This window comes from Paenibacillus sp. FSL R10-2734 (genome assembly GCF_037963865.1).
Lineage (GTDB): Bacteria > Bacillota > Bacilli > Paenibacillales > Paenibacillaceae > Paenibacillus_AQ.
In genome coordinates, this window is sequence record NZ_CP150170.1 from 6,476,670 (window position 1) to 6,492,141 (window position 15,472).

The 15,472-nt window shown below is 44.8% G+C and carries 15 protein-coding genes; 4 read left to right on the forward strand and 11 right to left on the reverse strand.

The genetic code is table 11. From position 1 onward, the window contains the following. The first annotated feature begins 19 nt into the window (after nt 1–19). On the forward strand, nt 20–1,021 hold the full coding sequence (locus NSS67_RS28030) for a lipoate--protein ligase (protein WP_339320723.1): 1,002 nt from the start codon (nt 20–22) through the stop codon (nt 1,019–1,021). 84 nt (nt 1,022–1,105) lie between these two features. Here NSS67_RS28030 and NSS67_RS28035 read toward each other — a convergent pair whose 3' ends face one another. Then, nucleotides 1,106–1,819, reverse strand: coding sequence for a metal-dependent hydrolase (locus tag NSS67_RS28035; protein ID WP_339317022.1), 714 nt, complete (start codon nt 1,817–1,819; stop codon nt 1,106–1,108). Nucleotides 1,820–2,048: 229 nt separating this feature from the next. Here NSS67_RS28035 and NSS67_RS28040 point away from each other — a divergent pair, with 229 nt between their 5' ends. Further along, the gene (locus NSS67_RS28040; protein ID WP_339317023.1) at nt 2,049–2,996 is read left to right on the forward strand and encodes a DMT family transporter; all 948 of its coding nucleotides are present in this window, start codon (nt 2,049–2,051) and stop codon (nt 2,994–2,996) included. Between the two features lie 12 nt (nt 2,997–3,008). Continuing rightward, the gene (locus tag NSS67_RS28045; RefSeq protein WP_339317024.1) at nt 3,009–3,812 is read left to right on the forward strand and encodes a Cof-type HAD-IIB family hydrolase; all 804 of its coding nucleotides are present in this window, start codon (nt 3,009–3,011) and stop codon (nt 3,810–3,812) included. A 189-nt stretch (nt 3,813–4,001) separates the two neighbouring features. On the opposite strand, the gene NSS67_RS28050 is transcribed toward NSS67_RS28045, so the two are convergent. From NSS67_RS28050 to cysT, 7 genes are all read right to left on the reverse strand, one after another. Continuing rightward, nucleotides 4,002–5,762 carry an ABC transporter ATP-binding protein gene (locus tag NSS67_RS28050; protein ID WP_339317025.1) on the reverse strand — a complete coding sequence of 587 codons (1,761 nt, stop codon included), beginning with the start codon at nt 5,760–5,762 and terminating at the stop codon, nt 4,002–4,004. 58 nt (nt 5,763–5,820) lie between these two features. Further along, complete coding sequence (locus NSS67_RS28055) at nt 5,821–6,402, reverse strand: GNAT family protein (protein ID WP_339317026.1); 582 nt, start codon at nt 6,400–6,402, stop codon at nt 5,821–5,823. A 175-nt stretch (nt 6,403–6,577) separates the two neighbouring features. Further along, on the reverse strand, nt 6,578–7,363 hold the full coding sequence (locus NSS67_RS28060; RefSeq protein WP_339317027.1) for an MBL fold metallo-hydrolase: 786 nt from the start codon (nt 7,361–7,363) through the stop codon (nt 6,578–6,580). A 131-nt stretch (nt 7,364–7,494) separates the two neighbouring features. After that, nucleotides 7,495–8,562, reverse strand: a complete 1,068-nt coding sequence (locus tag NSS67_RS28065) for a sulfate ABC transporter substrate-binding protein (protein WP_339317028.1) — start codon at nt 8,560–8,562, stop codon at nt 7,495–7,497. A gap of 544 nt (nt 8,563–9,106) precedes the next feature. Beyond that, nucleotides 9,107–10,171, reverse strand: coding sequence for a sulfate ABC transporter ATP-binding protein (gene cysA, locus NSS67_RS28070; protein ID WP_339317029.1), 1,065 nt, complete (start codon nt 10,169–10,171; stop codon nt 9,107–9,109). A 1-nt stretch (nt 10,172) separates the two neighbouring features. Next, the gene (locus NSS67_RS28075) at nt 10,173–10,970 is read right to left on the reverse strand and encodes a sulfate ABC transporter permease subunit (protein ID WP_339317030.1); all 798 of its coding nucleotides are present in this window, start codon (nt 10,968–10,970) and stop codon (nt 10,173–10,175) included. Then, nucleotides 10,967–11,782, reverse strand: a complete 816-nt coding sequence (gene cysT, locus NSS67_RS28080; RefSeq protein WP_339317031.1) for a sulfate ABC transporter permease subunit CysT — start codon at nt 11,780–11,782, stop codon at nt 10,967–10,969. The genes NSS67_RS28075 and cysT overlap by 4 nt, the downstream gene beginning before the upstream one ends. 206 nt (nt 11,783–11,988) lie before the next feature. Here cysT and NSS67_RS28085 point away from each other — a divergent pair, with 206 nt between their 5' ends. After that, nucleotides 11,989–12,390: a secondary thiamine-phosphate synthase enzyme YjbQ gene (locus NSS67_RS28085; RefSeq protein WP_339317032.1), complete on the forward strand. Its 402-nt coding sequence runs from the start codon at nt 11,989–11,991 to the stop codon at nt 12,388–12,390. Between the two features lie 150 nt (nt 12,391–12,540). Here the strand turns inward: NSS67_RS28085 and NSS67_RS28090 are convergent, their stop codons facing one another. The 3 genes from NSS67_RS28090 to NSS67_RS28100 all read right to left on the reverse strand — a co-directional run bounded on the left by NSS67_RS28090 (nt 12,541) and on the right by NSS67_RS28100 (nt 15,247). Beyond that, nucleotides 12,541–13,122, reverse strand: a complete 582-nt coding sequence (locus NSS67_RS28090; RefSeq protein WP_339317033.1) for a TetR/AcrR family transcriptional regulator — start codon at nt 13,120–13,122, stop codon at nt 12,541–12,543. 4 nt (nt 13,123–13,126) lie between these two features. Continuing rightward, the gene (locus NSS67_RS28095; RefSeq protein WP_339317034.1) at nt 13,127–13,759 is read right to left on the reverse strand and encodes a YigZ family protein; all 633 of its coding nucleotides are present in this window, start codon (nt 13,757–13,759) and stop codon (nt 13,127–13,129) included. Nucleotides 13,760–13,891: 132 nt separating this feature from the next. Next, a complete protein-coding gene (locus NSS67_RS28100; RefSeq protein ID WP_339317035.1) occupies nt 13,892–15,247 on the reverse strand; it encodes a glucose-6-phosphate isomerase in 1,356 nt (451 codons plus the stop codon). Between the last annotated feature and the right edge of the window lie 225 nt (nt 15,248–15,472).

The following is a 15,472-nucleotide window of genomic DNA, read 5'->3' on the forward strand; positions in this document are numbered from 1 at the left end:
TGCAACGGAGGAATTCACTATGCTTTTTATTGATAACACAGGGATTACTGACGCATCCATCAATTTGGCGATTGAGGAATATGCGCTGAAGCACTTGCCGATGGACGAGAGTTACCTGCTTTTTTATATTAACAGCCCATCTATCATCATCGGTAAACACCAGAATACGATTGAAGAAATCAATCAGGAATATGTTAAAGAGAATGATATTAAGGTAGTTCGTCGTTTATCCGGTGGTGGAGCTGTCTATCATGATCTCGGAAATTTGAACTTCAGCTTCATTACCAAGGACGACGGCCAATCCTTCCATAACTTCCTGAAATTCACCCAGCCGGTAATCGACTACTTGCAAAGCATGGGTGTTAACGCTGAGCTTAGTGGACGTAATGATCTTCAAGTAGGGGAACAAAAAATTTCCGGAAACGCTCAGTTCTCCACACGTGGACGCATGTTCAGCCATGGCACACTGATGTTCGATCTCAATTTGGACAATGTACAAGCCTCACTGAAAGTAAATCCAGAGAAATTCAAATCCAAAAGCACGAAATCCGTACGTAGTCGCGTAGCGAACATCAAAGAGCTGCTAGGTACAGATATTACCATTGAAGAGTTCCGCTCCGGCCTGCTGCGTTCGATCTTTGGCATGGAGCCATCCGAGGTCCCTCAGTACAAGCTCCAGGAAGCCGACTGGGTCAAAATCCACGAAATCTCCAAAGAGCACTACCAGAACTGGGATTGGAACTATGGTCTGTCACCAAAAAGCAACGTCAAGCATACGCGCAAATTCCCTGCTGGTATCATTGATATTCGTATGGATATTGAGGATTCCCTCATTAAGGACATCAAAATCTATGGCGACTTCTTCGGAGTTGGTGACGTAGTAGATGTTGAAAATGCCCTTCGTGGCAAACGTTATGATGAGGCTGAAGTTAGAGAAGCATTAGCTGATCTGGATTTGAAGCATTATTTCGGACGTATTGAGCCGGAGGACTTTATCGGACTGGTTTTCTTAGAAGAATAATATTTTAAAAATAAAGGGGCCTGCTTATCCTATGCGCAATTTGCGTAAAGAATAGACAAGCCCCTCTTTCATATTCACTTTAGTTCAAGGAGAAAGTATAAATACATAGACAACGAACGCTAGAGTCAGCATGATGCAGATGTTCTCTACGGCTCCACCTTTTTTTGTGCCAGTACTCATTAGCTTTAGACGCAGCTTAAAGGGTATTGGCGGTAATAGTGTGATTCCTCGTTGGGTTAGAGAGTCTGCCAATAGATGGAGCGCATACGACATACCGCCAGCTATCCATAGACTGCCACCATCATTCATACCAGAAGAGGCAAAATACAATAAGGCGCTCCAGCCCGCAACTCCATACAAGGTATGTGTCAGGCCACGATGCGGAACAATCGATGATATCACGAGCACGCAAGCTGCGATGTAGTTCCATGGATCATATGCTTCCCCGAAAGCAAAGAGTGCTATGGCGATCAAGATCATGACCAAATGGCGCAGCTTTCGACTGGGCAGGAAAGATACACTCCCAACAAGCAGTGCCAGCACAATATTCCAAGGACGTTCCACGATTCCGGCAAAATAGAGATAAATCGCCGCGCCTATCAAAGCAATTTGCAGCGCTCTTAATAGAAATTCTGGAATCGCCTTACGCACCAGCAGCGAATTCGGCTCGTCAATATCAGGCAGCAAGGAGCTTAATGCTGCGACCGCAATAACAGGGATCGTAATCTCATGGTTCATCAAACTCATTACAGATAGGGTAACCCCAGTGCTGATTATTAAATGGGATCTGCCCATCATGGTGAAACCGCTCCTTTCTAAGATGCGAAAAACAAGAACAAATGTGCGGTTATCGAAGTATACCAAGAGGCTGTTTTTTTGTCTAGCCTAATCCCATAAATCCCTTTAAATATAAGCCTTTGAGCGATTTCTATCTTGTCCTTACCATGAATATACGATACAATTTGGACAACTTGACCTTGTCGTTCTCATTAGAACGGCACTTGCCGAAGAGAGGATGACCTAAGAAGTGAAGCGTTCCCGGATGGCCGATTTGAGTCTGCTACTCGTGGCGATGATGTGGGGATGTACCTTTCTGATTGTTCAAAATGCTGTTAAGGTGCTGCCACCGCTCGCGTTTAATAGCATCCGCTTTACGGGTGCTGCCCTTTTGCTGGCTCTAATCACTGTTATTTTTTACCGCAAGGAATGGAAACAGCTAAGTTTCCGCATGGTACGCGATTCATTGCTGCTAGGCCTTTTTTTGTTTATGGGCTATGGTTTCCAGACCATGGGACTTCTATATACAACCACCTCCAATACTGGTTTTATTACCGGTCTATCGGTCGTATTAGTTCCCTTTCTCTCTCTCGCGCTACTAAAGCATGCTATTTCACGTTACACTTGGTTCAGCGCGGCGCTTGCCGCAATAGGTCTTTACCTTCTGACCTTCACCGGCTCTGCTTTGTCCCTGAATAAAGGCGATGCTTTGATCCTGCTCTGCGCCATAGCTTTTGCGCTGCAAGTCGCATATACTGGCGTTTATGCACCTCATTATCCAGCATTGCCGCTGGCAACTCTGCAGCTCGCCTTCGTTGGACTGTTCAGCATTGTCGCTTCGCTTGTCTTTGAAGGCGCTGCACCGCTGGCACACAGCGCAGAGCTTATCAAGGACCCGGATGTGCTCTGGGCACTTTTAATCTCTATTGGCCCTACCAGCGCTTTTGCCTTCTGGATTCAAACCGCCTGCCAGAAGTACACTACCCCTTCCCGGGTAGCAATTATTTATGCCACAGAACCTGTATTCGCTGTTTTGACAGGTTTAGCTTTTGGCGGAGAAACGCTCGGTATGTCCGCTCTGCTCGGTTGTGGTTGTATTCTGGGGGCTATGCTTATGGCAGAGCTGAGTCCGGAACCGGGTCAGAATCAACATAAGAAGAGTTATTTTTCCAAATTACATCTATTTAGAAAGAGATAAGGAGAGAGACAAATGTACAAATTGATCGCGATTGATATTGATGACACTCTAATTAACGATGACAAGGAAGTAACACCAGCTACCCAAACTGCGCTTGAAGAGGCTGTAGCCGCTGGCGTTGTTGTAACCCTTGCTACAGGCCGAGCTTATGCTTCTGCTCAAGCCATTGCCCGTCAAACTGGACTTAACGTGCCAATCATCACTTACCAAGGTGCACTCGTTAAGAACCTGCTCGATGAAAAAGTGCTGTATGAGCGTTACGTGCCACAAGATGCGGTACACAAGCTGTTCACTTACTGCGTGGAGCATGATCTGCATTTGCAAACATACATTGACGACAAGCTGTACGCACGTGAGGACAACCAGAAGATCAAAGACTATACAGACCTGAACAAAACTCCATATTATATTGAACCTGATTGGGAGAAGCTTGTTCCTCAAAAAACACCAAAAATGCTGATTATTGATGATCCTGCATTCTTGGATGAGCTGGCTCCAATTCTGCGTGAATTGCTCGGCGATTCCGTGCATATTACCAAATCCAAACCACAATTCCTAGAAATCATGCATCATGAAGGAACCAAGGGAATTGCGCTTGAATTCTTAGCTAATCATTTTGGCTGTGATCTTTCCGAAACCATCGCTGTAGGCGATTCTTGGAACGACCATGAGATGCTGGAAGCTGCCGGTCTTGGCGTTGCCATGGCGAACGCTATTCCTGCGCTGAAAGAAATTGCTGATTTCGTAACCCTAAGCAACAATGAAGATGGCGTAAAATACGCGATTGATAAATTCATTCTAAATAAAGTGAACTAACTATATCGGCTGAACTTAATGGTTTTATATACGTTGAATTTAAGATTTTTCTATTAAGGTACGTGCGTGACTGCGGGGAATGTTTTAAAGTTCAACTTATATAGAGTTAAAGTTCAATCTATATAAATTCACTTTCTTAAGAAAAGGGTGCTGTAACGTCATGATATATGACGATACAGCACCCTTTTGTTATTTCAGTAAGCTTGGGACTCCTGTAAAAGCAAGCTCCATTCTCTCTTGCTCACTCTCCACAGCTTCTTCCTCTTCCAGCTGAGAATAATACAAGCCATGATATCTTCCTTCGGCTGCAAGCAGCTCCTCGTGGGTACCACTCTCCACAATTTCACCGTTTTCCATCACTAGAATGACATCCGCATTCTGAATCGTAGATAGACGGTGAGCGATAACGAGTGTGGTTTTGTCTCCCATTAATTTACGAATCGCTTGCTGCACCAGCTTCTCCGATTCATTATCGAGCGCAGCAGTAGCTTCATCCAGCAGCAGTATTGGGGAGTTCCTAAGAATCGCTCTTGCAATCGATAGTCGCTGGCGTTGTCCACCGGACAGGCGTGAACCTTCCTCACCGATATCTGTATCAAGACCCTCCGGCAACTCCATTACAAAATCATAAGCGTTCGCTTGTCGCAAAGCTTCCAGAATTTCTTGTTCATCCGCATCTGGATTTCCATTCCGGATATTATCACGGATACTTCCCGTATACAGCCCGGACTCTTGCGGCACATAAGCAAAGTGACTCCTAAGCTTAGCTAGGCTCATATCACTTATCTTCTCATTATTTATAAACACTTCACCCTCATCAGGTTCATATAACCCAAGCAATACCTTGAAAAGTGTGGATTTCCCTCCACCACTCGGCCCCACAACCGCCATTTGAGCCCCTTTATGAAGCTCTAAGCTGATCTTGTTCAGACTATGTTTCTCCGCTCCCGGATAAGAGAAGGATACCGCGGACATAACCATACGCTCAAATTCAGGCTGCTTTGTATCTACTTCGGGTAGGGCCTCCACTTCCACAGGACTATCCAGCACTTCAAAGATTCGACCCGCCGCCCCAAGTGATTGCTGCATCGAATTGATCAGTCCTGGCAAGGCCGAGAACGGCATCACTAGATAATTCATGAGCTGTATAAAAGCAATCATCGCACCGACCTCAAGGGATCCTTTTGCCACAAAATAACCAGCAACGACCAGCGCCAGCAGAAACGTGAAGTTTCCCAGAAACGACGAGAACGAGCCTGTAGCTCCTTCAATTCTTCCCCGTTTTAACTCTTCAGTAGTAATATTCTCACTATGTTCCTGATACTGCTTCATTAGTCTGCGTTCGATGGAAAAAGTTTTAAACACCATACTACTGCCTAAGATATCATGCAAAAAGGAAGTAATCTTGCTCATATTATTCTGAATCCTCACACTGTTCTCACGCATCGCTGAACCGAAGATTTTTCCCGTAAGGAACATCAATGGCCCCATTGCAAAACAGATCAATGCTAGCAGCCAGTTAATATAGAGCAAATAACCAAAAGCCGCGAGGGCAAGCAAAGGGTTACGAATCAGATCAATCATTACCTCGCCGGTAGCATTACCAACCGATTGATTATCGTTAGTAAAACGGGACAACAAATCCCCAGAGTGATTACGGTCAAAATAAGACTGAGGAAGCGCTAAAGCATGTCGCATCATGTCCAGTCGCAGCTCATTTCTGATCTTGGCCGAGATTCTATTTTTGAGATATCGATCGATGTAACCGTTAATTGCAGTCACTAATAAGTAGATTAAAGCGAATATAATCAGCCCTTTAAAAGCTTCCACATCGAGCCTAACCGCCGCATCCGTAATCACTGAAAGCAGCCAGGCAATCGTTAAATCCAGAACAATCCCAAATAAAGTCGTAAATAATAAAACCGTATATAAGAGCTTGTGCCTTAACATGTATGTACTTAATCTTGCGAAAACACCTTTCTGCTTCAAAAAATCAGCCCTCTCCCCTTTAAAATTCTACACCTCTAACCTTGGCAAACAGCTTGCTGTCATGCATTTCCCCATCTAGCCCAAGGCGCTCTCTCCGTAAGATGCCCTCCAGTATATACCCTGCGCGTTCAGCAACTGCAGCACTTTTGATATTTCGTGCACTACAGCGAATCTCGATGCGATTAGCTTCTAATTCCCTTATAGCAAAATCAGTGATTCCATTTACCGCTTCGGTCATATAACCTTTACCCGCGCAGGAGCTTCGGATCCAATAACCAATTTCAAAATTTCTTAGATCCCAGTTTATACGATGCAGGCCACTGCAACCGATAAAGCTCCCCGTGCCCTTATTAAAAATGCGCATATGCAGCTGATTACGTTTTAAAAAATCCAGTCTGGCCTCACGTGTGAATTTCTCGGATTCATCCAAAGTCGGATTCGTTTGAGCAAAAGGCATCCAAGGTTTCAATTCCTCTAAACTTTCACAGATAGCCTCGTTCATGCTAACCCCATCCCCCCACAATGGGGCTCGGATGAGCAAACGCTCGGTCTCAAAGCTCTCAGGAAATTCAATCAGGATCGGATCCATAGAATTAGCCATTTGTTACTCCCCTTCCTTACGTTGATAATTATTCTATATATGTAAATATAAGTAGGTAGCACTTTCTGATTATAAAGTATAAACATACATCTGAATACTGAATGCAATAGATATCACAAAAGGGACACCCCCAGGCCGAAATCTGCCCGAATGATGTCCCTCTTTGCAACTAATTTCATCTGACCTCCAATGGTCCAAGTGGAATTCTCATACCTGTCTGTGCCAATGTAACATTCTCTGGCAAAATATATGATCTTCTCATATCCACATCATGCGACATATGGGTATATACTGCCTTTTTAGGCTTCACGATTTGCAGTAGCTCCGCCGCCTCCGTCATATCGTATACAGAACGAGTGGATAGCTCCGCCGCTTCGTAATAGAAGCTTGTACCAAGGACCAACAAGTCAGCTTCATGCATCAAACGAGTCTCCTCGGCCCCAAGAGATATGGAATCTGGACAATACACCCATGTGTAGCCCTCCTTCTCCAACCGAAAAGCGTATGAGTATCCATTCTTACCATGGTTTACTTTCCAGGTATCTATCTTCCAACCGTCCAGCTCCATGCCTTCATCACAGGGAATCATCTCGATGTGATTACGCAGCCAAGGGTATTGCCGGTCAATAATCGGAATCACTTCCGCTGGAGTGTAAAGTTCACCCTTAATGCCCGTCCATCGACAAGCATCCGCCCATTCCGGCAGCCCACCAATATGATCAAAATGAGCGTGCGTCACCAGCAGTCTGCGCATATTCCGTACTCCCTGCGCCTCCATCTGACGTCGCCAGTCCGGGCCACAATCAATAACTAGAAAGTCACTGCCATTATCTATAAGTACAGAGGAACGCAGCCTTATATTGCTCCCTTGTTCCCTTGCTTCTGTGCAAATCTCGCAGCTGCAATATACCCGTGGAACACCCATGGCATCCCCAGTACCCAAAAATACCAACGTATCCATACACTATCTCTCCTTCAGTTCCATCAAGGAAGTCTTTAATTATCATATGTCTATCTTAAAGATGCTCACTAAAAAAAGCCATCCCTGAAGCAGAAGACCTGCTGGGATGACTCTCTTCATACACCTCTACCTTATATTCCTGCAAGTACCTGATACCAAATTCCCCGCTTGGAATAAAGTGTGCTTCGCACCTCATCCCAGCCACCTAAATAATTGATATCAAAGAGGCCCGCTGGATCGGGGTAACGGCTTTTGTTCTCGGCATAGACCTGTTTATCTACGGGACGAAAGCCATATTTTGCAAAGATTTTTTGTGCCTGTGGGGTTATTAAAAAATCAATCAATGCTTCAGCTGCCGCGCGAGTCCCATGCTCATCCGCATACTTCTCTACAACAGCTGCTGGGTTCTCAATCAGAATTGTATTTTTAGGAATAATGACTTCGTATTTAACCCCTTGAGCAATCCGGGCCAGCAGTTCATTCTCATAGGTGACAATGACATCCCCCACTCCATACTCGAAGGCTGCCATGGATGCGCGACCGCTCTTATCCAGAGACTCCACATTGGCATGTACACTTTCTAAAAAATCTTTGGCTGCTGCTGGATTCTTAACGCCCTCTTGCTCCTCTGACAGCTTCAGACCCGCCCCATAGATCGCGTTGATATCCCACTGCGCGCCACCGGATGTTTTGGGATTTGGGTATAACACTTTAATTCCTGGCTTGGCTAAGTCCTCAAAATCATGAATTCCTTTAGGATTTCCCTCACGGGTACCAAGAGCTACGACTGAACGTGTTACCATGCCTTGTTCACCCTGCTCTTTCCACGTTGGCGCTACGAGTCCAGCCTTGACCAGCTTCTCGACATCACCCTCCAGGGCTAGCAGCGTAACATCCGCTTCGAACCCACCCACAATCGCACGTGCCTGTGTTCCTGAAGCCTCATAAGACTGCTGAAAACTAATATTCTGCCCAGTATCCGCTTTCCACTGCGCTGCAAATAACGGCAAAATATCTTCCATTGCATCCTTAGCCACACTATATGCGCCAATGACCAGCGTGACATCCCCCTGCTTCGAAGGTTCTGCCATCGCCGTAATAGCCTTCTCATTCCCGCAACCGACTGCTGCCAGTGTGAGTACGGCAAGTATTAGGGCAGCTAAACATCCGTGCAGTTGTCTGCTCCTTTTGAATTTCATTGCGGCCCACATCCTTCGAGGTAATGATTTTAAATGTCTCCTTGAACGTATCTCTATGGCTGAATCTGAAATTCAAGTAACCAACGTTCGGTATTTGCCGTAATTACGCGGAATGTTTGGACTTTCGGCCGCTGTTGTTCCCAGATTTATTAATTTTATATCCTCAGCGGATTAAATCCGGGAACAAAGGCGGTCGCTACGCTCCTACAGTTCCAAACTTCCACTCCATTACTTCATACCTTCACTTCAGTTCCTCTAATCCTAGCTCATCACATTCGCTACTCTGTGCGGATTAGGGAAATCCTCCCTGAAATCAGTCAATTATCGGTTCATTTAGTCACTTTTAGGGAAATCCTCCCTAAAAAATACGAGAAAACACTCTTTATGAAGGAATCACCACGATAATTAGGGAGGTTTTCCCTAATTATCGCAGAGATCACGATAAATCCTACATTTTAGGGAGGTTTTCCCTAAAATGTAATCATCAGCTGTTCAATCTCCGGGTGGCCATCTTTCAGGAGTGGTAAGAGGCTTTTTCCATTTATTAAATAAATATCGGCATCGGATCTTCTTTCAGGTTGTTCTCCTGAATCCAGCTTCGCTCATCATTAAACAAGTAGGCGCGGTGCACAAGCACTGAGATATCCTGTCCCGGCTGCAAGGTTTCTTTCTCCAAGGAACGGTAAGTGACCAGCTTATGACCATTGACTTCAACCTCAACGAGCCATTCGCTTCCACGGAAATGTAGATGTTTTACGACACCTTTTTCCGTAGCAGAAGCCATCTTGAACTCATGCAGGTTACCAACTTCAATATATTCCGGACGAATCAGCGCTTTGGTAGGCTTACCGTCCCCCGCACCTTTAAAGCCTTTAACCTCAGAAGCATTGTCAATCAGTGTCGACTCCCCAATAAAGGTTGCCACGAACGGTGTCTTTGGCTCCTTGTAAATATCCCACGGGGTGCCCTTTTGTTCTAACCGACCTTGGTTGATAATCATAATCTCGTCCGCGACTTCAATCGCTTCGTCTTGGTCATGGGTTACGAAGATCGAAGTGATACCCACACGCTCAATCAATTCACGTAGCCAAGCGCGCAGCTCCTGACGAATCTTCGCATCAATAGCTGCGAACGGTTCATCTAAGAGCAGTAGCTGTGGTTCAGGCGCGAGCGCACGAGCAAAGGCTACACGCTGACGTTGTCCACCTGATAGCTGATGCGGATAACGCTTCTCAAAGCCTTTTAACCCCGTAAGCTCCACCAGTTCCATAACACGGTCACGAATGGCAGTTTTGCTAGCCTTTTTAACCTTTAATCCAAAAGCAATATTATCAAAAACAGTCATGTGCTTAAATAATGCATAGTTCTGGAAGACGAAGCCGATTCCGCGCTCCTGTGGTGGAAGATGATTAACCGTTTGTCCATGAAAAATAATCTCACCCTTATCCGGTGACTCCAGCCCCGCGAGCATGCGAAGAATTGAAGTTTTACCGCCTCCGCTCGGGCCGAGCAGTCCTATCAGATGACCTTTTGTAATGGCGAAATTGACGTCCTTGACCGCATGAAAATCTCCAAAATGCTTATTTAATCCTCGCACTTCCACATGCATATTACTGCACTTCCTTTCTTCTCTTGGTCCATTCCATCAATAGCAGCAGACCTGCAGAAAATGCAGCCAGTACTAGCGCTATTCCTCCAGCAGCCGTTACATTAAAATTTTCAACATCCTGATAGACTAGCGTCGTCGCCGTCTGAGTTTTGTTCATAATGTTTCCCGAGACCACGAGCACCGCGCCGAACTCTCCTAGTGAACGAGCCACCGTAAGGATGACCCCATACACGACCGCCCAACGAATCGAAGGCCAAGTCACCTTCCAAAAAATAGTCCAGCCACGAGCGCCCAATGTAGAAGCAGCTTCCTCCTGCTGTGAACCAATTTCCTGTAGCACCGGCATTACCTCGCGCACCATTAAAGGAAAGGTTACGAACAAGGTGGCAATGATCATTCCAGGAATCGCATAGACAATCTTCAGCCCAATCCCTTCAAAAATCTCACCCAAGGCACTATCAGGACCCAGGAGCAGAACGATCATCAATCCTCCGATTACAGGAGACACAGCATAAGGCAAATCAACAATACTGTTTAGCAATCCCTTAAGACGTCTACTAATCCAGTTCGCCCGAACAAGATACAAAGCCATCATAATTCCGAATAATGTATTCAATAACGTAACTACTATCACAACAAGCCCAGTCATCATAAGCGCATGCAGCGCTTCCGGCCTAGTCAGGGCATTCCAGAAGCCACCAAACCCTTCACTAAAAGCATTTATAGCCATTTTCCCTAGAGGCGCAGCTATCAGTAGAAAAAACACTAAGTAGGTGAGTCCAATCCATAATTTTCTCATGAGCGTCTCCCCCGCATCTGCAGCATATTAATTAGCCAAAGTATGAGAAAGGATAAGGTCAAGAGAATAACAGAAACCGCTGCGGCGGAGACTGGATTATCACTTTCAACTTCACCAAAAATAAAAACAGAAGATACGAGTGTACGACCTGGAATATTGCCCGCTACAAGAACTACAGCACCAAATTCAGCAAGTGCTCGTGAAAAAGCAAGCATTCCACCGCTGATCATACCAGGAGCCATGGATGGGAGAATGACATGCCAGAAGACCCTAGCCCCTTTGGCACCCATTGTATAAGCGGCTTCCTCTTCGGAAGGATCTAGTTCCTCCAGTAAGGGCTGAACCGCTCGAATCACGAAAGGAAAGGTTACGAAGACCATAGCAATTACGATAGCCGGCTGATGAAAAACAATTTCAAAACCAAGCGCTTCTGCAGCTTTGCCGATAAGACTACCAGGTCCGAGCAAGAGCAAAATCATCAAGCCACCAACTGCCGTCGGTAGCGCAAAGGGTAAATCCACAAGACTGTTGAGCAACGCTTTACCAATGAATTGATAACGTATAAGAACCCAGGCGATCATTGTTCCTAATAAGACATTAATTAAAGTAGCGATGATCGCCAGCTTTAAGGTTAACAGCACCGACTTCCAGGCAATTGGGTCGCTTATGCTTTCCACAAAATTGCCGAAACCCAGCGTAAAAGAGTTGTAATAGACCCCGAGTATGGGCAGCACGATCAATACTACAAAATAGAGCAAAATAGTAGTTCGGAAACCCCAAGTCCAACCTTTGTGTCTAAGCAGCGAATTCAATGATTTTGCCCTCCCACCTCCGGATAACCGGTCGGTATACTAACCAACATCTCCACTAATTATTCCTATTTATATACTTGGTTTTATATTATTACTACTTTACCAAATCCTTCTCGTTGTCGTCAATTACTTTCAAGTGAATTTGGGGTAAAATATATATAACAAAGTATAGGAAAAAGAGGCACATATCAGAAAGGGGAATGATTATGCTGCATACACTGGAGATTACTACAACGAAACGGGATGAATTCCGTGATATTACTCGTGAAGTCATTTCTTACGTAAAAAAAAGCGGAGTACAAAACGGTGTGATCGTAGTTTATTGCCCGCATACCACCGCAGGAATTGCAATTAATGAGAATGCAGATCCTGATGTGAGGCATGATGTTCTGATGCGTTTAGATGAAGTCTACCCTTGGGAGCATCCGAAGTATCGACATGCGGAAGGTAATACCGCCTCTCACCTTAAGTCCATTACGACAGGACCATCGCAGAGCATAATCATCCATGATGGCGAGCTATTACTAGGACGTTGGCAGGGTATTTATTTTTGCGAGTTCGATGGGCCTAGACGTAGACAATGTTTCTTAAAAATTATAGAGGGATAAACAATATAAAAATTCAAATGGCCGCTTCCGATACTGCTTCGGAGCGGCCATTAAATATAACTAAAACTAAATATTACTTTGACCAAGTAGAGAAGCAGTGTTATACCAATGCACAGCTTTAAAGTGAAAACTTATAAAAAAAACAGCTAGCTAAAGGCTGCGACATAAAACCTTAATATGAGCTGATGCTGCCTCTTTTACATCCTCAAATGATACTTTGTCTTGGATATAATAAGATATAAATCCATGAGCGGATAAGAACAAGGTTAGCGGCACGTTCTGCCAATCCTCAGACACATATCCCTCTTCCTTCATATGACGGCGCACAATACTTGAGAATAAATCGAAACATCGTCCCTGCTCTGCTCTACAATAAGCTAGCAGCTCTTCATCACGAATCATGAACATAATTTCATATTGATAGGGGTGATCTAATCCAAACCTAATAAATTCCATAATCAGCTGCTCTACCCGAGTCATCCCCTCTTCAGGAGGACAATTCATTACTTGGCCTAGCAAAGTAGCTACATGATTAAAATCTTCAACAACAATGGCGTAGAACAACTCCGCCTTCTCTTTGAAATGATAATAGAGAGAGCCGTGGCTGTACCCCAAATGCTGACCGATGCTTCGCATTGAAATCGCTCGGTACCCTTTGGTAATAAACAGATGCCTAGCGGCCTCTAATATTCGTTCCCTCGACAACTCCTGCTCCACTGCTCTCCTTGCCATATACTTAATCCCCTTCGCTGTAGTAAATCCGCCGCCCTTCTGTTACCAAGGCTTGCCCTTGGGTTAGATCTGTTATCCATGCCATAAATGCGTCTCCCTCATCATTTCGCGGCAAACATAACAACGTTACTTTGTCGGTGAACAAAGTCTCGCCAGTCTGAATACCTCTTCCACGAAGTTCGTTCTCAACCTTGCCTAGCCAAGTGTATTCAATTTCTACGAATACCTCTCGTCTTAGCACACGGGTGATTACTTCTCCTGCTTCAAGCGCAAGCACTGCTCCATCCGTATAAGCTCTAATCAGCCCTCCGGCACCCAGCATAATGCCTCCGAAATAACGGGTAACAACGATTGCGACATTTTTAACTCCCTGGTTGCGGATTACTTCCAAAATCGGTTTGCCGGCTGTTCCACTCGGCTCCCCGTCGTCCGATTGCCTCTGGATTTCGTCTCTCTCCCCAATCACATAAGCAGAACAGTTATGCGTTGCGTCCCGATGTTTTTTCTTGATGTCTTCGATAAACAACATTGCTTCTTCTTCATTCTCAACCGGCATAACATGACCAATGAAGCGAGATTTGCGGATTACGACTTCCTTGGAACCAGAAGTACGCACCGTTCGATATTGTTCTAACATAATTATTCCAGTCCTTATATACATATGATGTCTTTATATAATGTCAGGAGCAGCCCCCGGTATTGGATTACCTATGGACTGCTCCTGGTGACTTACACTAGTATGGATGGTCTCTAAAATACTGCTGTAATGCTATTCTGTAAGTCTTGCTTCCAGCTCTGCCTTTTCTTTTTCGTAACCCGGTTTGCCAAGCAGCGCAAACATATTTTTCTTGTATGCTTCTACGCCTGGTTGGTCGAATGGGTTAACTCCGAGCAGGTAACCGCTGATACCACAAGCTTTTTCAAAGAAGTAAACCAAATAACCAAATGTGTATGGTGTTTGATCTGGAATAGTAACGATAAGGTTAGGTACTTGACCATCTGTATGCGCGAGCATTGTACCTTGGAAAGCCTTCTTATTCACGAAATCCATTGTCTTTCCTGTTAAGAAGTTCAAGCCATCCAGGTCATCTGGATCGTTCTCAATGGTTACATGATGAGCTACTTGATCTACTTGGATCACCGTTTCAAAGATATTACGGTTACCTTCTTGGATAAATTGACCCATGGAGTGTAGATCTGTGGAGAAATCAACGGAAGATGGATAAATTCCTTTGAAATCTTTACCTTCGCTCTCGCCAAACAATTGTTTCCACCACTCTGATACAAAGTGTAGGGAAGGCTCGTAGTTAACGAGAATTTCAGTTGTCTTACCTTTGCGATACAGAGCGTTACGAACTGCAGCATATTGATAAGCTTGGTTAGTAGCTACATCAGGATTACTGAACTCGTCCGCAGCGGCTGCAGCACCTTGCATCATCTCTTCGATGTTAATACCTGCTACTGCGATTGGAAGCAAGCCTACAGGTGTCAATACAGAATAACGTCCGCCTACATCGTCTGGAATGATGAAGGATTCATAACCTTCTTCAGTAGCCAATTTCTTAAGGGCGCCTTTATCCTTGTCTGTAGTAGCATAAATACGTTTACGAGCTTCTTCCTTGCCGTATTTCTTCTCCAGAGCTGCGCGGAAAATGCGGAAAGCAATGGCTGGCTCAGTAGTAGTTCCTGATTTGGAAATTACGTTCACAGAGAAGTCTTTGCCTTCTACTAGATCAAGCAAATGCGTGATGTATGTAGAACTGATGTTGTTACCCGCGAAATAAACTTCTGGAGTTTTGCGCTTATCTTTAGAAAGGTTATTGTAAAAAGAATGCGAGAGTGCTTCGATCGCTGCACGTGCTCCCAGATAAGAACCCCCAATACCAATGACAATCAGTACTTCGGAATCGCTCTGGATTTTCTTTGCAGCTTGCTGAATACGTGCGAATTCTTCCTTATCATAAGCTGATGGAAGATCAATCCATCCAAGATAGTCGGAACCTGCACCAGTCTTATTATGCAACTGTTCGTGTGCTAACTTAACTGGAGCGGCAAGGTTGTCAATTTCTTGTTGGTTAAAGAACGAAAGAGCTTTGGTGTAGTCAAAATTAATCTTCTTAGACATCGGTAATGGAAACCTCCTGTTTATCTCTTTAAATTTAAAACCGCTTGTTACAACTTATAATTAGGATACTTTAATTTGCCTTGACTGGCAAGGTCTTCGGGCACATCACGGGCTTTTGAACCAAGTTTTTGAAAGTTTCATGGAAGCGTTTCCTACGTCAATAGGTATGGTTGAGCTGTGGTGCCAGCCTAAGTGCCGTGATAGAATAAAGAAAACGGAAGGTGG